Source organism: Natrinema gelatinilyticum (genome assembly GCF_024266705.1).
Classification (GTDB): domain Archaea; phylum Halobacteriota; class Halobacteria; order Halobacteriales; family Natrialbaceae; genus Natrinema; species Natrinema gelatinilyticum.
Genome location: NZ_CP100757.1, coordinates 123,346 through 141,721 on the forward strand (window position 1 = coordinate 123,346; position 18,376 = coordinate 141,721).

The 18,376-nt window shown below is 58.4% G+C and carries 22 protein-coding genes and 3 pseudogenes; 11 read left to right on the forward strand and 14 right to left on the reverse strand.

Features of this window, described 5'->3' with window-relative positions; genetic code table 11:
• The first annotated feature begins 186 nt into the window (after positions 1–186).
• Positions 187–1,878 carry a thermosome subunit alpha gene (thsA, locus tag NJU76_RS18625; protein WP_254533899.1) on the forward strand — a complete coding sequence of 564 codons (1,692 nt, stop codon included), beginning with the start codon at positions 187–189 and terminating at the stop codon, positions 1,876–1,878.
• A gap of 716 nt (positions 1,879–2,594) precedes the next feature.
• Here thsA and NJU76_RS18630 read toward each other — a convergent pair.
• A complete protein-coding gene (locus NJU76_RS18630; RefSeq protein ID WP_254533339.1) occupies positions 2,595–2,786 on the reverse strand; it encodes a hypothetical protein in 192 nt (63 codons plus the stop codon).
• Positions 2,787–2,806: 20 nt separating this feature from the next.
• On the opposite strand from NJU76_RS18630, the pseudogene NJU76_RS18635 reads away from it, so the two are divergent.
• From NJU76_RS18635 to NJU76_RS18660, 6 genes and pseudogenes are all read left to right on the forward strand, one after another.
• Positions 2,807–3,318, forward strand: a pseudogene (locus NJU76_RS18635) (DUF955 domain-containing protein); the annotation flags it as partial.
• 211 nt (positions 3,319–3,529) lie between these two features.
• Positions 3,530–3,835: a hypothetical protein gene (locus NJU76_RS18640; protein WP_254533340.1), complete on the forward strand. Its 306-nt coding sequence runs from the start codon at positions 3,530–3,532 to the stop codon at positions 3,833–3,835.
• Positions 3,836–4,333, forward strand: a complete 498-nt coding sequence (locus tag NJU76_RS18645) for a type II toxin-antitoxin system VapC family toxin (RefSeq protein ID WP_254533341.1) — start codon at positions 3,836–3,838, stop codon at positions 4,331–4,333.
• A gap of 16 nt (positions 4,334–4,349) precedes the next feature.
• Positions 4,350–4,838 (forward strand): ArsR family transcriptional regulator, encoded by a 489-nt coding sequence (locus NJU76_RS18650; protein WP_254533342.1) that lies wholly within the window; start codon positions 4,350–4,352, stop codon positions 4,836–4,838.
• 23 nt (positions 4,839–4,861) lie between these two features.
• On the forward strand, positions 4,862–5,074 hold the full coding sequence (locus NJU76_RS18655; protein WP_486642026.1) for a DUF8150 family protein: 213 nt from the start codon (positions 4,862–4,864) through the stop codon (positions 5,072–5,074).
• A gap of 213 nt (positions 5,075–5,287) precedes the next feature.
• Positions 5,288–5,533: a hypothetical protein gene (locus NJU76_RS18660; protein ID WP_254533344.1), complete on the forward strand. Its 246-nt coding sequence runs from the start codon at positions 5,288–5,290 to the stop codon at positions 5,531–5,533.
• Positions 5,534–5,821: 288 nt separating this feature from the next.
• On the opposite strand, the gene NJU76_RS18665 is transcribed toward NJU76_RS18660, so the two are convergent.
• The 4 genes from NJU76_RS18665 to NJU76_RS18680 all read right to left on the reverse strand — a co-directional run bounded on the left by NJU76_RS18665 (position 5,822) and on the right by NJU76_RS18680 (position 8,143).
• Positions 5,822–6,412, reverse strand: a complete 591-nt coding sequence (locus NJU76_RS18665; protein WP_254533345.1) for a hypothetical protein — start codon at positions 6,410–6,412, stop codon at positions 5,822–5,824.
• Between the two features lie 9 nt (positions 6,413–6,421).
• Positions 6,422–6,790 (reverse strand): SHOCT domain-containing protein, encoded by a 369-nt coding sequence (locus tag NJU76_RS18670; RefSeq protein WP_254533346.1) that lies wholly within the window; start codon positions 6,788–6,790, stop codon positions 6,422–6,424.
• A 132-nt stretch (positions 6,791–6,922) separates the two neighbouring features.
• Positions 6,923–7,144, reverse strand: a complete 222-nt coding sequence (locus NJU76_RS18675; protein ID WP_254533347.1) for a hypothetical protein — start codon at positions 7,142–7,144, stop codon at positions 6,923–6,925.
• Positions 7,145–7,648: 504 nt separating this feature from the next.
• Positions 7,649–8,143, reverse strand: coding sequence for a CBS domain-containing protein (locus NJU76_RS18680; protein ID WP_254533348.1), 495 nt, complete (start codon positions 8,141–8,143; stop codon positions 7,649–7,651).
• A gap of 805 nt (positions 8,144–8,948) precedes the next feature.
• Here NJU76_RS18680 and NJU76_RS18685 point away from each other — a divergent pair.
• On the forward strand, positions 8,949–9,245 hold the full coding sequence (locus NJU76_RS18685; protein WP_254533349.1) for a hypothetical protein: 297 nt from the start codon (positions 8,949–8,951) through the stop codon (positions 9,243–9,245).
• A gap of 258 nt (positions 9,246–9,503) precedes the next feature.
• Positions 9,504–9,827 carry an SHOCT domain-containing protein gene (locus NJU76_RS18690; RefSeq protein WP_254533350.1) on the forward strand — a complete coding sequence of 108 codons (324 nt, stop codon included), beginning with the start codon at positions 9,504–9,506 and terminating at the stop codon, positions 9,825–9,827.
• A 53-nt stretch (positions 9,828–9,880) separates the two neighbouring features.
• Here NJU76_RS18690 and NJU76_RS18695 read toward each other — a convergent pair whose 3' ends face one another.
• From NJU76_RS18695 to NJU76_RS27085, 7 genes and pseudogenes are all read right to left on the reverse strand, one after another.
• On the reverse strand, positions 9,881–10,765 hold the full coding sequence (locus tag NJU76_RS18695) for an FRG domain-containing protein (RefSeq protein WP_254533351.1): 885 nt from the start codon (positions 10,763–10,765) through the stop codon (positions 9,881–9,883).
• A 362-nt stretch (positions 10,766–11,127) separates the two neighbouring features.
• Positions 11,128–11,205 (reverse strand): annotated as a pseudogene (locus NJU76_RS27080) (twin-arginine translocation signal domain-containing protein); the annotation flags it as partial.
• A gap of 14 nt (positions 11,206–11,219) precedes the next feature.
• Positions 11,220–11,606 (reverse strand): DUF302 domain-containing protein, encoded by a 387-nt coding sequence (locus NJU76_RS18700; protein WP_254533352.1) that lies wholly within the window; start codon positions 11,604–11,606, stop codon positions 11,220–11,222.
• A 98-nt stretch (positions 11,607–11,704) separates the two neighbouring features.
• Positions 11,705–12,055 (reverse strand): SHOCT domain-containing protein, encoded by a 351-nt coding sequence (locus NJU76_RS18705; protein ID WP_254533353.1) that lies wholly within the window; start codon positions 12,053–12,055, stop codon positions 11,705–11,707.
• A gap of 57 nt (positions 12,056–12,112) precedes the next feature.
• A complete protein-coding gene (locus tag NJU76_RS18710; RefSeq protein ID WP_254533354.1) occupies positions 12,113–12,409 on the reverse strand; it encodes a hypothetical protein in 297 nt (98 codons plus the stop codon).
• Between the two features lie 229 nt (positions 12,410–12,638).
• Positions 12,639–12,770: a multicopper oxidase domain-containing protein gene (locus NJU76_RS18715; RefSeq protein ID WP_254524943.1), complete on the reverse strand. Its 132-nt coding sequence runs from the start codon at positions 12,768–12,770 to the stop codon at positions 12,639–12,641.
• A 37-nt stretch (positions 12,771–12,807) separates the two neighbouring features.
• Positions 12,808–14,182 (reverse strand): annotated as a pseudogene (locus tag NJU76_RS27085) (metallophosphoesterase); the annotation flags it as partial.
• 286 nt (positions 14,183–14,468) lie between these two features.
• Between NJU76_RS27085 and NJU76_RS18735 the strand changes: the two are divergent.
• Positions 14,469–15,254: a sulfite exporter TauE/SafE family protein gene (locus tag NJU76_RS18735; RefSeq protein ID WP_254533357.1), complete on the forward strand. Its 786-nt coding sequence runs from the start codon at positions 14,469–14,471 to the stop codon at positions 15,252–15,254.
• A gap of 187 nt (positions 15,255–15,441) precedes the next feature.
• Complete coding sequence (locus tag NJU76_RS26750) at positions 15,442–15,597, forward strand: hypothetical protein (protein WP_340681251.1); 156 nt, start codon at positions 15,442–15,444, stop codon at positions 15,595–15,597.
• Here NJU76_RS26750 and NJU76_RS18745 read toward each other — a convergent pair.
• Together NJU76_RS18745 and NJU76_RS18750 are read right to left on the reverse strand one after the other, a co-directional pair.
• Entirely contained in the window at positions 15,594–16,187 is a 594-nt protein-coding gene (locus NJU76_RS18745) for a helix-turn-helix transcriptional regulator (RefSeq protein ID WP_254533358.1), read from the reverse strand. The two genes, NJU76_RS26750 and NJU76_RS18745, sit on opposite strands and share 4 nt — an antisense overlap.
• A 423-nt stretch (positions 16,188–16,610) precedes the next feature.
• On the reverse strand, positions 16,611–18,215 hold the full coding sequence (locus NJU76_RS18750; RefSeq protein WP_254533359.1) for a multicopper oxidase family protein: 1,605 nt from the start codon (positions 18,213–18,215) through the stop codon (positions 16,611–16,613).
• Positions 18,216–18,376: the final 161 nt, after the last annotated feature.

The following is an 18,376-nucleotide window of genomic DNA, read 5'->3' on the forward strand; positions in this document are numbered from 1 at the left end:
CGTTACGTGGTGGTCCCTCGTTCGATCGGTCAATGTCGAGTAGTGCGTGGGACCTGCTCAAGACGGTTCCCAGGGGCCGCTATGGGAAGTTTACTATACTCGAGCAGGAATTCAAATGAACTTCGACCGATAGCGACACACATATATAGAACCTCTTGCAATTCAGTTGTTGTTATGGCAGAACAAATGGGCAATCAGCCGATGGTCATCATGTCCGAGGAGAGTCAGCGAACCTCGGGGGATGACGCACAGTCAATGAACATAACTGCTGGAAAAGCCGTCGCGGAGGCAGCCCGAACGACGCTTGGTCCCAAAGGGATGGACAAGATGCTTGTCGATTCGACAGGCAGCGTCAGTGTAACGAACGATGGTGTCACGATCCTCAAGGAAATGGAGATCGAGCACCCAGCCGCCAACATGATTGTCGAGGTTGCCGAGACACAGGAGGAGGAAGTCAGCGACGGGACGACCTCCGCTGTCGTCGTCGGTGGAGAACTTCTCGATCAAGCCGAAGACCTCCTCGACCAAGGCGTCCACGCGACGTCCGTGGAACAGGGCTACCGCCAGGCCGCCGACAAAGCGAAACACGTTCTCGAAGAGATGGCGATCGATGTCAGCGCGGACGACATTGAAATCTTGCAGCAGATTGCTGCCACGGCAATGACCGGAAAAGGCGCAGAAAGTGCCAAGGATCGTTTGTCCGAACTCATCGTCAGCGCCGCTAGCAGTGTCGCCGACGATGGCCGCGTCGATGTGGACAATGTCAAAATCGAGAAGATCGTCGGTGGCGCAACCGAGGATTCAGAACTCATCGAGGGCGTTGTTGTCGATAAAGAGCGGGTCAACGAGAACATGCCGTATTTCGCTGAGGATGCTGACGTTGCGGTACTCGACGACGCCCTCGAAGTCAAAGAAACGGAGGTTGATACCGAAGTGAACGTCACCGATCCCGATCAACTCCAGCAATTTCTCGAGCAGGAAGAGGCGCAACTTCGCGAAATGGTCGACACGATTGCCGACGCCGGAGCCGACGTCGTCTTTGCACAGGATGGCATTGACGATATGGCCCAGCAGTTCCTCGCTGACGAGGGTATCCTGGCGGTCCGCCGCACCAAATCCAGCGATGCCGAGCAGATCGCTCGCGCAACCGGCGCTCACATCGTCGGCGCCGTTACCGACATCACCGCTGACGATCTCGGCAGTGCCGGCTCCGTTTCTCAGCAGGAGATTGCCGGCAGCCAGCAGATCCTCGTCGAAGATGTCGAAGACGCTAAGTCTGTCACGCTGCTGCTGCGGGGCGGAACTGAGCACGTCATCGACGAAGTCGAGCGCGCTGTCGAGGACAGCCTCGGTGTCGTTAGCATCACTCTCGAGGAAGGAAAGGCACTCCCCGGCGGTGGCGCCCCGGAGACCCAACTGGCACTCGAACTGCGCCAGTTTGCCGACAGCGTCGGCGGCCGCGAGCAATTGGCTGTCGAAGCCTTTGCCGACGCACTCGAGGTCATCCCACGAACGATCGCCGAGAACGGCGGACTCGATCGGATCGACTCGCTCGTCGACCTCCGGAGCCAGCACGATGCCGGCAATACGACGGCTGGGCTTAACGCCTATACGGGCGATATCATCGATATGGAATCCGAGGGCGTCTACGAGCCGCTGCGCGTAAAGACCCAGGCGATTGAGTCGGCCACAGAGGCGGCTGTTATGCTCCTACGCATCGACGACGTCATTGCGGCTGGCGATCTCAAGGGCGGCCAGGTTAACGGCGACGATGACGACGACGCAGGCGGCCCGCCTGCCGGTGGCCCCGGCGGCGGAATGGGTGGCGGTATGGGTGGTATGGGCGGAATGGGAGGCGGTATGGGCGGCATGATGTAAATTCACGCATCTAACGGCCTGACACACGATCGCGGGCACTCGGCGGTCCGTCGAATACCCACCTCTCACGTCGATCGGAAAACTGACAACCAATTCTCGCTGTGTGTACTGCGATTGCCCTCAGAATGGGTGATTCCAGTGAGTGGGGCAAGGAGATGACTGTCGTAAATGAGAAACGCTATCAATCTCGTCTCCTCGTCCTATCTGTGGGCCTTTAGCTTGGTCGGGTAGAGCCCTCGGCTCATAACCGAGTGGTCACTGGTTAGCGTGGATTCAGCGCGACGCGGATATCAGTACATCATCTACGAAGAGTGGAAACCACGCTCACACGTCCAAGCCTCGAGGCCTCAGCCTCAACCTATACGGTTTTGCAACTATGAACTCTCGAGGCCGACGTGGGCGACGATCACATGACTGACGCACTGTCACTCGCCATTACGATCCGTACTCCTCGCGATCGTAGCCGCCGACCGGTCGTGGTTCGAACATCTCTTTTTGCGCCGGCCCTTGCAGTGGCGTCCATCGGACGGCGAACGCGACCCGCTGATAGCTCACTGTGACCACCCCGGTTCACCACTGCAGTGTTCACCGAGCTCGCCGCCGACGTCGTGGAGAGCCATCGGGACGTATTCAGCGCCAATCGCGAAGGCGACTCGTCGGATGTGTGTGTACCGACGGTCGCGGTACTCGTGATACGGACACTTGCAGGCTTCGAGTCACATCTCGTCGAGGTACTCGCGACCGCTTTCGGAGACGACAAGGTACAGATTCCGGCAACCCCGAACGCGATCCTGGTCTTCAAGCACAGTGAGGTAGTGTGTCAACGCGCGACCGTCGAGTACGCAGACGTACTGAGTTTGCTTGCATCTGACCCCATCCATGGTCATGATCTCGGCGGTCGCTTTCATAATTTCACCCCTTCGTCACCATCACGACCGTGGACTCGAGCGACGACCTCGTCGCTGTCGTCGAAGACGCTCAGGCTGGCGAAGAGTTTCAGGACTGGCTCAACACCCAAAGTCGTGTGAACGACTATTCCTACCGAAATACGCTCTTGATCAAGCGCCAGTGTCCCGAGGCGACGAAGGTCGACGGCTATCGAACCTGAGCGCAACGTCCAGGAAGGCGAGTTAGCCATCTGGATATGGGCCCGATCATCACCAAGCAGTGTCCGGAGTGCGAGAACTCACCGAACTACCACGAGGACAGCGACTGTGACTATGACGAGACACCGCCTGAGGAGTGGTCAAAGGGGAGTATTGGGTTCAGACCGCACCGGTGTTCGACACCTCTCAGACTGACGGTGAGCTACTCCCGAAACCGGCTACTGACGAACCTGGGGACCTTCTCCCAGCGCTTCTCGAGGCTGCTGACCGACTCGGGGTAGACGGGGGCGCCGTCCCTGAACGGGAGTGGTCCCACGGCGATGCCAACGATGTACGGGTTGCCGAGTTATCTTGACATCCTTCCGCGCAATAACACTAAGACTTCTTTATGAGTTTATTCGGGGCGGGGCCCCGTTTCGTGATGGCGGAAGACCTCCGGACTTCCGAACCATGCTGGGTGCTTCAGTACGACAATGCTTCAAAGGTATCATGAATAGGCTTATGGACCATGACCCACAACTAATTCATGAATAGGGTGATAGTCGATGAGTGAGTCAACATACGTCCAGACTGAATTGTCGAAGGAAGAATACCGACACTTCAAATCGCTTGCTCAAGAGAAGGGGCTCTCACTGACTGCGGCATTGCGTGAAGCAACCGAAGTCTGGATGGAGAAACAAGAACAAGTCGACCCAGATGACCCGTTGTTCGAGATTCTCGAGCAACTCGACCAAGAATCAGAGCCTGACATCCCACACACGAATGCTGCGACAGAAGAAGACCTGATCGAAGAGTGGAGTGGGGAAACGGTTGATATCCAGTTCTCGGATTCGTCCAGCAGCGAGGAATGAATGGGTCGTTCGATTGACACCGCTGTTGGATCAGTTCCCGTAGATCATTTCGAACCGGCACGACTCACACATCGTGTATTCCTCGGTCCAAAGTTCCTGTTCGCGTTTTTCAACCCGAACGATGAACTCCATGATACATCACGAGCGATCGCTGAGTTCGCACGTGAGGGGGATCTCCCCTATCGTCAGTTCATTGTCAACGAGCACGCCCTCGACGAAGCCGCAACTCGTCTGAAAAAACGCGCTTCGCTTCGATATGCTGAACTGTTATTCAGAGCGGTCGATGAAAGCGGTCTGTTTCGCTTCGAGCGTGTTTCTGACGGCGCATTCAAGCAGGCACGCGAGAGATTCGTTGAGTGGGACAACAACGACGCCTCCTTCACGGACTTCGTCATAACGTGTCACATGAACGAACTGGGCGTCAATCACATCGCAACGTACGATAGTCACTACCAGCTATTCGATGTCGTGGCGATTCCGCATATCGATCTGGGTTGAGCAAGTACGACCCCCCATGAACGAGAATTGTACTGGAATACCCGATTCGGGGCCGTTCGCGGAACAGCAACGACTGTTCACGTTGCTGTCCCAGGATACGCGTTACCTTACTGTTCAGGAGTTTCTTGGCCATCCCACTCATCTTATGTCGCTCGCGGAGTTCGAGTATATGACTGGAGAGAACCAGGCAGCGATCAAAGACCGACTTGAGACGCTGATCGAAGCGGGGACCGTCCCACGGTACACATACGAACCGAGTCACGGAAAGCGTGATCTTCCATCGCAGTTCTACGGCTTTACCGAGCGAGGCATTGAGATCCTCCACGACTACAAGTATCTGCGTGGTCTCCCAGTCGCTCGCGCTCTCTACGAGAACACTCGCAAAACGGAGAAGATTGAACGCCACGAAGCGGCACCGCGCCCGGAACTTCCAGCCACTGTCGCAGACGCGCTCAAGTTCGACGAACCCGATCTCGACGCCACCGACGTCAGCCCAAACCAATGACCAATTCACAGAAATAGGGGGACCTGGCGGCCAAACACGATCGGATCACAGAAGAGCGGTTCACGGCCGTCCGCCAGTGGGTCGAATATATGAAAGAACAACCACCCGAGGTATGGGGTCTGCAACAGGATGCAGTGGTTGATTCCCAACTCGAGAGCGCCCAGCAAACAGGGCTTTCTACAGACCACGAGCGTCGGGTCCAGGACATCGCTCAGCAATCAGCTGACGAAGAGTGAGGCTACGGTTCTTTATACTGGTTAGCGAGGCGAATACCCCGACCCACCGTGGTCGGGGATGAAGCCGATAACTCGTGATACAAACCATTAGGGTCATCGTCGGCCCGTCTGTCTCGACGATCACACCCGCGTCCTCGGCGGTCTCAAACCAGAGACTAACACTCAACACCGCGGGATACGCAGTTCATCAAGGACATCTACCAGAAGAATCCATTGTACAGGGACGAACTCGTACTGGATGGTCATCCCGTCGACATTGAGAATCTCACTATACTGGTGTTACAGATCATCGGCTCGTTCGACCATCTCATCCCGCCGGACGCGAACAAGCCCTTTACTGACGTTATTCCGAGTGAGGACACCGACATCTATGAGTTCTTGACCGGCCCACGTTGGGATGGCCGTCTCAGGGAAGGCTCACGCGGAGTTGTGGCCCCGCGTTGCGACGTGGTTCTGTGAGTGGTCGGTAACACAGACTGAGGAGTCGGCCATGGTCGACTAGGATCGGTTGCTGCAAACGCTCGACGGGATCGGTTCAACGTACGAGGAGCGTTTCCACGACACCGGGGTCACGTCGATGACGCAACTCACAGCCGCAGAACCAGTCACGCTCCCTGACCGACTCGATCTGAGTGAATCACGAGTGCCATTCTGAATCGAGCAAGCGAGACAGTTAGGGGGCTCATCGCTCGTCCGACCATAGTGCTGGAAGCAGTTGACCGGCAGTTCGTGGCAAGCGACGAATGCTCACGTGACGACGATGCCGTCGTCGACCTCCATGTAGGGGTGGCCGTAGCCGCAGTCGGTCAGGCAGCTCAGTGTGTAATCGTCACGGCGTGTCGCACCGAGTTGACGAACGGCAGGTCTGGTGGCACTTCGAGGGAGCGCGACCGAGTGCATCATCATCCCACCGCCCATGTGGTCTTGTCCGGAAGGCATAATCGCGAGGCTGTGGTCGGGATACTGCTCGTTCGCCTCCTCCAGCAGTTCGTGGAAGTCACCGTCGGCAGGGGGAGGGATACGCTCCTCGTTTCGCTCTTCGAGCGCTTCATGGCCGGGGAGGGCCTCCTGGATCGACGCCGGGAGGGATTGCACGGCTTGACTCGCACCGGTATTGAACGAAACGACCCGAAGAATATCGTTACGTTGCAGGCTGATACGCTCCTGTTCCTCGCCCAAGTCGTCGAACATGACGAAGCCCCAGTGGTAGGCTCCGACGTAGATCGTCCTGTCGACGCCGTCGCCACTGCCCGGGAGATTTCCGACGCATCCCGAGAGACTTGCGATACCGGCTCCAAGTGCTGTCAGAAATTCTCGCCGCTGTACTATCAGGGACATGTTCGTGACCTACTGCGACTCCTCGCGACTGAGTTTCGCACGCCGGTCCTCGAACTCTTTCTCGGAGAGATCACCACGAGCGTACGCTATGCGGAGCTCTTCAAGTGCCCTATCGCCGGTCATCGATGACCTGACACCGCCGACGAGACCACGATAGAGGAGGTAGCCGATGCCCACGAGGATCACAAGCCAAACGAGCATCATCCCGATCCCCCATAGGGGTGAGAGGCCGCCAGCCGTGCCCCCTCCCCACCACCACCCCATCATGCCCATCATCGGCATCGCGAAGACCATCATCAACAGTGGGAACAGGACGATCACTGCGAGGACGATCAGGACGATGCGGAGCAAGCCGTCGGACGTGCGCGCTGTCGACATGGTGAACCACTAGGAACGTTCGTCAGCTGTCTCGATAAATTTGGTCGGCTACCAGTCTCGATCCAGTGCTTGCTGAGAGCGGAGAGGGAGCGAACGGGACATTGCGCTGTGTATCCACTGAGCTAAGTCCACTCAGCAGCAGTCGGGGTCGTCAGGTGACCACTCGCACGCGTCGCCTATTGCCAGGCTGTTTTCGTCCACGTAGGTCGTGAGGCACGCGTAGTTGCAGAAGTACGTGGGTGTCCCACAGTCGTCGGTGCAATCGCGCACACAGATCGGGTCGTGATCGAAGATGCGCGACCTGCAGTACGCACAGGTCTCGTCGGCGTCGGGGAGTTTGACGGTCGTAGACATACCTGCATTACGGGCACGACTCAAAAACGTATTTCGCCAGCCGAACATCCAGAAATTCGATTCCTGCCTGTCAGCAGTACAGGTGTGGGATGGCGACGCTAGAATTCGATTGCCCCGATCATCGGTTCGCCTACACACTTAGGACAGACGTCTGTCTCGTATTGTTCCATACAGTGGCGGTGACAGCTGATGCCGCAGTGCTCGCAGACGAACACCTCGTCGTCGCCTTCACACTGGGAGTTGCAGATGTAGCACCGAACCATCGTTCGTAGACGGTACGCTAGCTAACGGCATAAATCGCTGTGCTCCTAGTCTTCCTCTTCGTATCGGATATTGACGGGCTGCTGTTAGCGTCGAACTGAAATCCACATTCGGTGCCTAGTCAGCTGATACCGTTTCAGCAATTGCGGTCGAGGAGACCGATTATCCCGTCCACACTTAATACGGCATCACTGTTCAGTGCTATCGCGGCTTAGGTATCTTCGTCAAGAGGGGGCAAACGGGTTAGTTGGACGCTGGCGATTCAGCGTGAACGACGTCGGCGAGGCTTTCGAGTTGTGCGGCCACATGTGCGCTCTCACCCGCTAAGTGTACGACGAGGTCGTCGAACGTGATGATCCCGACCACCTTCCCGTCGTCCACGACCGGAACTCGCCGCACGCTCGCTTGGTTCATGTGGTGGAGTAACCGCGGGACGCGTGCCTGAGACTCGATCGTCAGGGGGTCCTCGCTCATCACGTCACCTGCGGTGAGGTCTACTCCTGACTCCCCACTGAGGACGTTCGTCCCGTATTCGTCCGTCAGGAGGCGCATCGAGAGATCACGATCAGTGACTATCCCGACGATCTCGTCATCATCGGTGACGACTACGTCACCCACGTTTTCGTCGGTCATCGTCTGTGCGACCTCACTCACAGTTGTGTCACTGGTTACGCTTACCACGTCCTTTCGCGCTATTCGTCCCACTCGAAGGTCGACGACAGAGCGCTCGTTCGACATCACTCGGACAGTACGACAGCGAAGTGGAAAAGTGTAGGGACCCACCCGATCCGGTCTCTCGATCAGCATATACGTCCGACCATGCTTCCCGATACGCGAGGTTCGGACCTCCCTCTCTCAGGCTATCACAGCAGGACGAACAGCGGGCCAAGGAGCCCCGATATCGTCTTTGCGAGTCCGCGGGCGCCGGATATACTTTGGCCTGTGCAACCGAAGAGAAACTATCGGTCAAAACCCTATGAGTGAACACGACGGCGCTTCGTCGGGCGGGATGGCCGGTCAGGGGTACGAGACCCAAGAGCCGGGGACCATGATGCTCAAGCACCCGACGATGGAGCTGTGACCGCAGTATCCCATTGTCATCCTCGGTCTCTGGCTCATCGCGAACCTGTTCACCTTCGGGTACGAGAGCGTCGAGATGACCGTCAGCGACATTGCCAGCGGGGCGCTTCTGATAGTACTCGCCGCGGCCGTGCTCGTTCGTCGAAACGGGTGGGCGAACTACGCGAACGGATTCGTCCGACTCTGATTATTGCTTGCACCGCTGGTCCTCTGGGCTTCCACGAGCGCCGCCTACTTGGAGGATATGTGTGTGTACCGACGATCGCAATATACGTGAACGGGACACTCGCAGGCCTCGAGTCACATCTCATCGAGGTACTCGCGACCGCTTTTGGAGACGACAAGGTATAGATCCCGGCAACCCCGAACGCGACCCTGTTTTTCAAGCACAGCGAGATAGTGTGTCAAGGCGCGACCGTCGAGTGCGCAGACGTACTGAGTTTGCTTGCCTCTGACCCCATCCATGGTCATAGTCTCGGCGGTCGCTTTCATGATTCACCTCTTCGTCACCATCACGACCGTGGACTCGAGCGACGACCTCGCCGACGTCGCCATTCGCTGGGTACTCGGGGTTTGCGTCCGCGACTGTCGGCTCACCGTCTTCGAGTTCGTACGCGTCGGCGCGCTCGGTATTGAGATTGATCACGACCATCGTCGTGTCGGGCCCGTCGCGGCGTATCCGGCCAATCTCCTGCTCATCCACTTCAGCGTCAAGAAAGGGATGAATCCCGAGAAGATGGCCGTGGACATGGTGACGTAACTATCTATTTACCAGGTCTGGCTATACAGCGCACTGCAATTTCTAATTGACAGGTCCGACCGCAACGAGCGCCTAAGCACACCATGTCTTTTTTGGTGGAGAGGCCACAACTATTATTGTATGGAACATACAATACCGGGCACTAGGATAGGTAGTCCTTGGATCGTTGGTCTGGTTGTGTTTGGGGGTGGCTTCCTCCTTGTATCCCCGAATATCGGCTGGTACCGGCTTCCCCTGGCATTCCTCATTGTAGGCGGGATGGCATGGGCCCTCATCGGCCACGAATCAGAAAATCGGACCGAGGGTTACAGATCGAGTTCGGATACTTCGGTTGATCGGGAAGCAGCCCTGGACACGCTCAAACAGCAGTATGCCGTCGGTGAAATCGATGACGCGGAGTTCGAACGTCGATTAGAGACGTTACTGGAGAACGAGACGATAGCAGACGTCGAAAACCGAAGTGACGTTGATGCCGAACCCGCAAACGAGGCCCAACGGGTCGAGCAGGGAACTATGAAACAGACTCCCCGTCACCGCCAAAAGTGCCATCGTCGCGGGAAACACCGTCACGGGCGACACTGATTCGTTGGCTTTCAGCCGTGACAGCAGTTCTGTCTACCCTTTTCTCCGTGCGGTCACTGTGAGTTGCTCGGTCTGTAGTACTCCTTGAGCCACATCGCGATTCCGTCGAGGCCGGGGAACAGGGTGCGGTGATTAATGTTCGCCTGGTCCAGTTTATCGCGGAACTCCCGTTTGCGCTCGGCGGGAATAACAATCTTCCAAAAGAGTTCTGGATGGTCTTCGAGCCACTCATCCATCGAGGTTCGGGGATTGGCCATACTGGAGAAGAGCGCGGCCTGATTGACGATGCGCTGATCGATCGACGGTGGCTGGAAGAAGACGATGTAGTCCTCACCTCGCTGTTTGGAGAACTCCTCGAGGACGTCTCTAACATCGAGCATCGGAAGCGTGCGTCGGTCGGCCAACTGTCTGTTGTTCTCTCTCGTCTGCTCGATAACCCGCGTCATGAGGTCGTAGAGCATTGTGGCGTTAAACATGTTCGTTCCCAACTCATCGAGGAGCTCTTCGAAGTAATCGGGCAGCCGTTCGTGTGCCGCTTCGTAATCGACCGCCCAGACGACTCCGTCGGTGTCAGGTGAACCGCCCGTCGCGAAGTACGCGGCGACCGCCGGCGAATAGGTCCAATCGAGGAGTCGCGTCGGAAGCCCATGGTGCTGTCCGAGCGCCATGAGGTGGAACGGCGACTCAGGCTGGTCGATTTCCTGGCGTGCATACTGCCGGAAGTTCCGGAGCAGGTGGACCTCGAGGTCCCACTTGTTCGAATCGCCAACGAACCGCTGGAGCGACGTCCGGAGGGTATGGTCAGTGTTGGTCATGCCGCGGAACACGTACGGCGACCGATGGCGTCCGAGGTCCTCGTTCCACGAGTCTCGGTACAGGAGCCGCTGGAGCGTCGCCCAGTCGTCGGCCATGAACTCGTTCTCCCCCGTTTCGGTCATAGGTTCTAGTCACCGGCTGGGTGTATGTATGGTAGCTTCAATCAAACTCCAATTGGAGGTGCACGGAACTCAGTCGTGTCTACATACCGGGCGTCAACGGCCCACAAGGATATCAGCGTAAGGATTGAATCCACAGTCTGCAGATCTCCTCGGAAACGTTGTTTCTGACTGTGGCCTCGAGTACGTCTCCTTCTTTGACTCGAAGTTCAGTCCCGGGAAATTACCGTTGTACAGCCAATTTTGGGCAGATGTATTCGGACCTGGCTGGATTTGGACGGGCGCTACGGTGACAGTCGTTGACATGTCTGCAGGGGCAGAGACGGTCGGACGTGGTGTGATAGGCTGCGATCCGTCGGTGGGCTTTAGCCCGTTACTCCCCGACACCCTGCAAGTGCACTCGCACCTCCTCCGCCTAGTAGCTGGAGGAACCGACGCCGAGATGTCGACGGTTAGTTCACAGGTTTTCGAGTACCCGCTCGAATCGGTCAGCAACTTCCTCGGAGATTGAGTCAAGTTCGGAGTTATCCGTGATGCCGACGAGCTGTTGCGGATCGACTGCACTTACCACAACTTCGCCATCGTTAGTTTCGTAGACGATTACGTTACACGGGAGGAGTGCGCCGAGTTCAATCTCTTCGTTCAGCCCCTCGTGTGCGAGCGCCGGATTGCACGCACCGAGGATGCGGTACTGTCGAAACTCTTCACCGAGTTTCTCCTCGAGCGTCGCCTGCACGTCGATGTCGCAAAGGATGCCGAATCCCTCGTCTTTGAGCGCGTCGGTCGTGGTCTCAACCACCTGATCGAACTCACCGGATACGGACGTTTGTATTGTATAGCTCACACAACATAATACACTGCTGGAGGACTTAATTGTGGGGATCCAGGATAGCCGTTACAGAATAACATATCTCATCTGTGTTAAAAGATGGATCGGTGAGGTCATCCGGCACGTTCCAGCTGTTCACGCCGCCGTTCGAATTCCTCGTCAGAGAGTTCTCCGCGTGCATAGCGTTCTCGAAGGACCGACAGCGGCCGTTCGTCGGTTTTTCCTCCTCGACGCCTCGCGAGCGCGAAGATTAGATAGAGCGGGATCGCGAGCAGTAGCCCCATCCAGAGGAGCCCCCAGAGACCCATTACGCCGCCGAAGAGCCCCCAGCCGCCGCCCATCATGCCGCCGGAACTCCTGCCACCGTGGGCAGCAGCCGTGCCAGTCGTCGCGACCAGCAGCGGGACAGCGAGTATCGCGAGTTGACGAACAGTGCGTCCGATATGAGCGGTGAGTTGTGTCATTGTCGTGGTTTGGTGAGTGGGGTGTTTGATTGAAGCGATCGAAACGGTTAGGGGCCGTCAGCAGTGGCCCTGCCCGCCAATTCCGCCGTTGTAGTTGTCGTGGGTCATGTCCTGAGCCATCTCGCCGACGGTCACACCCGTGTGGTCCTCCATCCAGTCGACGCCATCAGGGCCCATGTGCTCGGTCATGTGCGTCCCCATCCAGTCCGCCCAATCGTCGGCGGTCCCGTCGAACGGAGGCACATCGTCAGCGGCCGTTTCGGTGCCGTGTGCGCTAACCACGGGGGCGGCGACCGCGAATCCGACGATTGCGAGCGCCACGAGCAGCCAGCGGCCGAGTTTGAAGTTGGTCATTGTTCTTCTCCTCGGTTACTCGTATGACGGCCCGGAAGTTATCACGATGGGTGTGAACTCGCCCAGGAGAACGTCCGAGAACGTTTATAGAGCGATCTAATCGTTTTTCAGAGAAAGGACCGTTCATTTGGCTTGAATTCGGCAGGTTGGCGCTCAACCCTTTCTCTCCCGTGACAGGACTAAGACCACACGACGGTGTGAATAGTCCCGAACCGGGGTTTCAACCCGGTCACTCGACGTATTTCACGACGCGTGCCATCCCTACGTCGAGATGGTACAGGGTATGACAGTGGAACAACCATCGGCCGGGATTACCCGCGTGGAAATTTAATGGTACCTGCCCTCTATGTCCAGGGACCATGATGGTGTCTTTGATAGCGTTCGCAACCTGGAAGAGGTGGCCGTGGAGGTGCCTCGCCGTTCGAAGAGTTCTGGACTCGACCGTCTTCCTGGTCGTAGGACGGGGTGAAGTTGTCCTCGAGGAACTCCTCCATGTGGCTCGTGAGTTGCTGGCTGTACGCGACGCCCATCGCCCGCGGCGTCGCCATCGGGAAGAACGTGTACAGCTGGCCGAGCGTGATCTCGCCAGGCGGGATGGCGGTCACGTACCATAATCCGTGCGAGACGGCGAGGTCGGTGTCGAAGTGCGTCCGGAATGCGTCGTTGAACAGCGTGTTCCACGCACTCTCGAAGAACGACTGCGGGTAGAGCGGCGTTTTCGTCTCCCCGACGATCGTATCGAGGGGTCAGTCGAGCGTTCCGGCTCCCCGCTCGAACCAGGGGTAGTCAGCAAAGAACGGCTCGCGAACGGCCTCGACCGACTTCTGTGCATCGGCGTCCGGTTCCGACGTGTGCTCGCCGTCCTCGGTGAGACAGTAGAGGTGGTGTCGGAACTGCACGTCACCGTCGAGCACGCGGAGGTCGACACGGCCGAGTGCCTCGCCCATCCCCGACTCGACGACCACCGTCTCGGTCTCCTCGAGACGATAGAGTCGTATGTGTATTCGGGGTGTGCGCGCTGAACATCACGTCGACGCTCGGGCAGTCCTTGGCGGCCTGTTCCATCCACGGGAGGCCGATCTCGGTAACGGCGACCACGACATCCGCGCCGTCTTCATGGGCGGCACGCGCTGACTCTTCGAGTAACGCGGGGCGTTTGCCGAAGCGGTATTTCCCCTCGTAGAACGCGGGTGCCATTCGGTCGACGTAGACGTTCGTCATCCCGACGACGCCCACGGAGAGACCGCCGACCTCGAGGCGTTCGTAGGCGTTGTACAGTCGGTCGTCGGTCTCCCAGTCGTAGAGGTTGTTCGCGAGGACATGGGCGTCGAGTTCGTCCATCAGTTCCACGAAATTGCCGTCCTCGTCAGCCTCATTCGAGTAATCCCAATTCCCTGGGACGTAGACGTCGGGGTCGATGTACTCGTTGATGGGATCGAGCATCGCCCGACTGTCGGTGTAGGTCGTCACGGCGGAGCCATGGAACGTGTCGTCGCTCACCAGAGTACAGATGTCGTGGTCCGTTCGGAGTTCGTCGAGTTTGGCTGCGAGGAGCGGAATACCGCCCCCGTGCTTGATGACACAGTCGTCGTCTCTGAACTCGAAGTTCGGTTTCGACGTCGGGTTCTCGTAGTATACCTGGTAGCGTGGCGTGAGCTGCCCATGGAGGTCGCTTACGTGCGCGAAGATGATGTCTGGGTCGCCCGCGCCGTCACTGGTCAGATTGCCGCTGAGAGATTGCCACTCGCTGACGGGTGTCTCGTTCCCGTTCATCGTGGCGCGACTGCAGATACGACCTCTGGCTGTTCATGAATTGTGATTGAAATTCGAAATGCCGTGCAAGACTAGTTACGAGTCCCAGATCTGCCATATGTCTGATTAGACTGTGAGAATTGTCGAGTATAGCTTTCAAAACAAATTCATCGCGCGTTCTAGCGGTGGGTGCGAAATGTGAGGGGGAATTGGCCTTACGCTTCTTAGGGAGAATTCGCCTAAGTCAGGAAGCCATAGTCTTGGTTGGACAGATGCGAACACTGACTCGCTCGTGGAGGCGGTACCGATGACGAGTAACTGGGTAACGACGGGGCTGTCCGGGGTCGTCATCCTCGTCGCGTCCGTCGTTCACGGGATTGCCGGGTTCGGCTTCGCGCAGGTGTCGATGGGTCTGATGCCGCTGTTCCGGTCGCCTTCGAGCGCCTCGATCATCTTCACGGCGACGGCGGTCGTGAGTAACGCCCGCGTCTGGTGGAGCGTCCGCGACGCGTTCGACTGGGAGAAGTGGATCGTCCCTGTCGGCGGCCTCGTCGTCGGGATGCCGCTTGGCATCTACGTGTTCAGCCAGTTCAACAAAGCACAGATGCGCGTCGCCATCGGCGCAGTTCTCGTGCTAGCGGTCATCATCGTCGGCGCGACCCAGCAACTCGATACCGTCACGGACTGGATCGAGGACAAGGACTACAGACCAGGGAAGATAGTTGGCGCGACGGCTGGTCTCCTCGCGGGGATTTTCGGCGGTGCCGTCGCCGTCCCCGGTCCGCCGATGATCGTCTACGGAGCGTTCATGTCTGCAAGCGGGTTCTGGAGCGACGAAGAGATGAAGGCTACGTTTACCGCGTTCTTCGGGACGCTCATGCTGTATCGTCTCGGGAGCCTCACGTACACAGGAGCAGTCACGACGCCGCTAATAATTGAGGCCGCCATCGCGATCCCGATGGTGTTCCTCGGTGCGTGGGTCGGCGTCTACATCTTCGATAACATCCCCGAGCGGATCTTCCAGTGGGTCGTGCTGGCGCTGCTGACCGTGAACGCGTTCATTCTCCTGTTCACGGCGATTCCGGAGCTCTAACCACATCCAGCTGTCACCAGTTCGGGGAGGGGGTTCCGGTGCCTCGCCCTCATCGTCGATGGCTCTTTGCTGGTGTTGATGGCGATAACTATCTCGCAGTTCGGGGCTTTTCCGGAGCGTTCTCGGTCAACTGCTCGACAAACGCTTCGCGGTCGAGCCTGAGAAGGTTGAGGACCTCACGCAGGTCGTGCTCTCCTTCGAGCTGCCGTTCGTCTTCATTCTGCTTCTCTATTTCACTCGTGAGGAGGGTCTCATGGGGTCGTTCGTCAACTGCACGAGCGTCTTCGCGGTCATCATTGTCGGTGCGACCCAGCAGCTCGAGATCTGCGGTAACAATTGCTAGTGTGCCTGATTCTGCTGCAAGTCGTCGCTCGGATAGATGCGATACGTCCGTCCTTGACGCTCGCGGTACAGTAAACCGCGCTTCTCGAGGGCGCTAACTGTTTGGCTCACCTTGCTCTTCGAAAAGTCCGAGCGATCCCGAAGTTCGATCTGTGTGATTCCAGGCGAGGAGAGGACTGGTTCGAGAATCCGGCGTTCATCGTCCGGCAAGAGATCAAGGACACGGGCTCGAGGCTGTTCTTCCGGATCCAGCGCGCCATCCGATTGAACGTCACCTTCCGGCGAGCCGTTGACCTCCATGTTGGCCGCGCTTGGTGACTCGTTCAGTGGTTGGTCACTTACATCAGCTACTGAGAGATCGTCACGGACGGCAAAATATAGTCCACCGACGATAGCGGTGACGAGCAGTGTCCCGAGGACGTACCAGAGCGGATTCGTCCCGTGGACAGCTCCCATCGATGTCCCCATCATCGATCCCATCTGGTCGAAGGCCCGCTGCTGCTGGTACGCTTGCCAGCTGAGCGCTCCACCGATGATAACGATGGCAGCGACGAGGAACCCGACTACTGCATCGACTTGCCGTCGATTCATCCATTCCACCTCGATTTACAAGCGGTACGAGGCGAATGCCGCGGGGCTTGACCCCGAGGCACTTCACCGGAGTACTTGTTCATACCTGAGAGTAAGCAAGACATCACTGTACCAGTTGTGATTGGTCGATGCAAAAATCGAGGTCGCCTGGTACGATACCCGGTATCGCGATACAGAGTTCGACAGAATTCGAGGTCAACCGCCTCGGGGTCACGCCCCGAGGCTTGTCAGTGAATTCCCGTTCTCCCCGAGTAACTCGGTAGGCGTGTACTCGCCGTTCACGTTCAGCGTCCCCGACTTGAGGGCCAGGTGACTGGTAGCTCATCCACCGCGAGACGTCTGCCTGCGATAGATAGTCCTCGACAGACGGTCTACGACGTGATCGTGGTCCGGTAACTGTACTCCTGATCGTGGCGGTGCCGGTCAGTCGTATTCGAACACGCGAGCCATCCCCCGCTCAAGGTGGTAGACATTGTGGCAGTGGAACAGCCAGTCGCCGGGGTTGTCCGCCAGGAAGTCGAACGTCACCTGGTCGCCGTGAGGCGCGACGAGAACAGTGTCCTTGATCGCATCGCCGACCTGAAAGAAGTGACCGTGGAGGTGCATCGGGTGGATTGCCGGGCTGCGGTTTACCATCCGTACGCGGACGTGGTCGCCCTCACTGATTTCGAACGGGTCAGCGTCGGGATATATTTCGCCGTTGATGGTCCATGCGTCAGAATCGGCACCTCTCATCATCCCGCCCGACAACGTGAGGTCGAACGTTCGATCCGGCTCCCCGTCGAGAGCCAGCGGTTCAAGCGTCTCGAGATCCTCATACTCGAGTTCATTGCCGTCGAACTGCGGCCCTTCGTCGGACTCGTCCCCGGACGCGTCTTCATACCGCAGTCTCGCCTCCGCGGGGTCCTCTTCGCCGACGACGGGTTCTGCGACGACAGCCCACTCGCCGGGGGAGTCGGCCTCAAGGATTGCGTCGTAGCGCTCGCCCATGCTCATCACGAACGAGTCCACATCGACGGGTTCGACCGGACGACCGTCAGCATGCGTGACCGTCAGCGAGTGGCCGCCGACGCCGACGCGATAGGTAGTGGCGCTGCTCGGGTTGATGAACCGCAGTCGAACGCGCTCGCCCTCCTCAACCTCGAACACCGGTGGATCCGATGGAAGGCGGCCGTTGACGAGCAGTCCCTCGTACGGCGGTCGCTGACTCATCATCTGACTTCCCGGTCCCATGCCGTCACCGGGTCCCATCCCATCGCCAGGTCTGCGGTCGCCGTCAGACCCACCGTCGCCGGGATCCATTTCATCGCTGTCACCACCATGACCCATTCCGTTACCTGGTCTGCGACCGCCGCCCCCTCTGTCGCCATCGCCGGGATCCGTCCTATTTCCGTCTCCGTCCGGTCCCCCGCCGGGGCCCATTTCATCACTCCCGCTCGGCGGAGCTTCGATCGAGTCGAGTGTCGGCTCTTCCCCGAGGTGATCGTCGAGCTGCAGCGTGTACTCACGGTCGTACTCGACGTTCGGCGACTCCTCCTCAACGATCAGTGGTCCGTAGAGCCCCCTGTCGAGTTGCAACCCGACGTGGCTGTGATAGACGTACGTCCCCGCCGGTGACGCCTCGTACTCATACTCGAACGTCTCCTCCGACGAGACGGGTTCTTGCGTGACGTCCGGAACGCCGTCCATCGGATTCGGCGCGGGAACGCCATGCCAGTGAATCGTCGTCTCCTCGGGCAACCCGTTCTCGAGCGAGACGCGAAGCGTTTCTCCCTCGCTTACGCGAAGTTCCGGCCCGGGGAACTGCTCCTCGTACAGCCACGTCTCGACGCTCTCGTCCGCTCCGATGTCGACCTCCTCGCTCGAGGCGACCAGCGTTTCCTCCTGCGTGGCGCCGTCGTCCTCCTGTGCAGGCCGCTCAAGGGTCGCCGATCCGATTCCGCTCGCGAGTCCCGAAATTCCGACCAGCGTCGCGCCGCCGATGCGAACCACCTGTCGGCGCGGGACGGTTCGATTGTTGTCGGCCATCACAGAATCGCCCACAACTGCAGTGAAAAATGACGGGCATTTCAGTTCATGGCAGCCTCGATTGACGTCTGAGAAACGCAGCCTCGGCCCGGCCGAAAACCGCGTTCGAGCAGGCTGCCGGACCGTCACTCGAGCATTGCAATCAGCAGGACCGTCTCTGG

What these genes read in the sequence shown, in the direction of transcription:
- thsA (WP_254533899.1), top strand. Translation starts at nt 187, where the DNA reads ATGGGCAATCAGCCGATGGTCATCATGTCCGAGGAGAGTCAGCGAACC.
- NJU76_RS18630 (WP_254533339.1), bottom strand. Translation starts at nt 2,786, where the DNA reads ATGAAAGCGACCGCCGAGATCATGACCATGGATGGGGTCAGATGCAAG.
- NJU76_RS18640 (WP_254533340.1), top strand. Translation starts at nt 3,530, where the DNA reads ATGAGTGAGTCAACATACGTCCAGACTGAATTGTCGAAGGAAGAATAC.
- NJU76_RS18645 (WP_254533341.1), top strand. Translation starts at nt 3,836, where the DNA reads ATGGGTCGTTCGATTGACACCGCTGTTGGATCAGTTCCCGTAGATCAT.
- NJU76_RS18650 (WP_254533342.1), top strand. Translation starts at nt 4,350, where the DNA reads ATGAACGAGAATTGTACTGGAATACCCGATTCGGGGCCGTTCGCGGAA.
- NJU76_RS18665 (WP_254533345.1), bottom strand. Translation starts at nt 6,412, where the DNA reads ATGTCCCTGATAGTACAGCGGCGAGAATTTCTGACAGCACTTGGAGCC.
- NJU76_RS18670 (WP_254533346.1), bottom strand. Translation starts at nt 6,790, where the DNA reads ATGTCGACAGCGCGCACGTCCGACGGCTTGCTCCGCATCGTCCTGATC.
- NJU76_RS18675 (WP_254533347.1), bottom strand. Translation starts at nt 7,144, where the DNA reads ATGTCTACGACCGTCAAACTCCCCGACGCCGACGAGACCTGTGCGTAC.
- NJU76_RS18680 (WP_254533348.1), bottom strand. Translation starts at nt 8,143, where the DNA reads ATGTCGAACGAGCGCTCTGTCGTCGACCTTCGAGTGGGACGAATAGCG.
- NJU76_RS18685 (WP_254533349.1), top strand. Translation starts at nt 8,949, where the DNA reads ATGGTCATAGTCTCGGCGGTCGCTTTCATGATTCACCTCTTCGTCACC.
- NJU76_RS18690 (WP_254533350.1), top strand. Translation starts at nt 9,504, where the DNA reads ATGGCATGGGCCCTCATCGGCCACGAATCAGAAAATCGGACCGAGGGT.
- NJU76_RS18695 (WP_254533351.1), bottom strand. Translation starts at nt 10,765, where the DNA reads ATGACCGAAACGGGGGAGAACGAGTTCATGGCCGACGACTGGGCGACG.
- NJU76_RS18705 (WP_254533353.1), bottom strand. Translation starts at nt 12,055, where the DNA reads ATGACACAACTCACCGCTCATATCGGACGCACTGTTCGTCAACTCGCG.
- NJU76_RS18710 (WP_254533354.1), bottom strand. Translation starts at nt 12,409, where the DNA reads ATGACCAACTTCAAACTCGGCCGCTGGCTGCTCGTGGCGCTCGCAATC.
- NJU76_RS18715 (WP_254524943.1), bottom strand. Translation starts at nt 12,770, where the DNA reads ATGGTCCCTGGACATAGAGGGCAGGTACCATTAAATTTCCACGCGGGT.
- NJU76_RS18735 (WP_254533357.1), top strand. Translation starts at nt 14,469, where the DNA reads ATGACGAGTAACTGGGTAACGACGGGGCTGTCCGGGGTCGTCATCCTC.
- NJU76_RS18745 (WP_254533358.1), bottom strand. Translation starts at nt 16,187, where the DNA reads ATGAATCGACGGCAAGTCGATGCAGTAGTCGGGTTCCTCGTCGCTGCC.
- NJU76_RS18750 (WP_254533359.1), bottom strand. Translation starts at nt 18,215, where the DNA reads ATGGCCGACAACAATCGAACCGTCCCGCGCCGACAGGTGGTTCGCATC.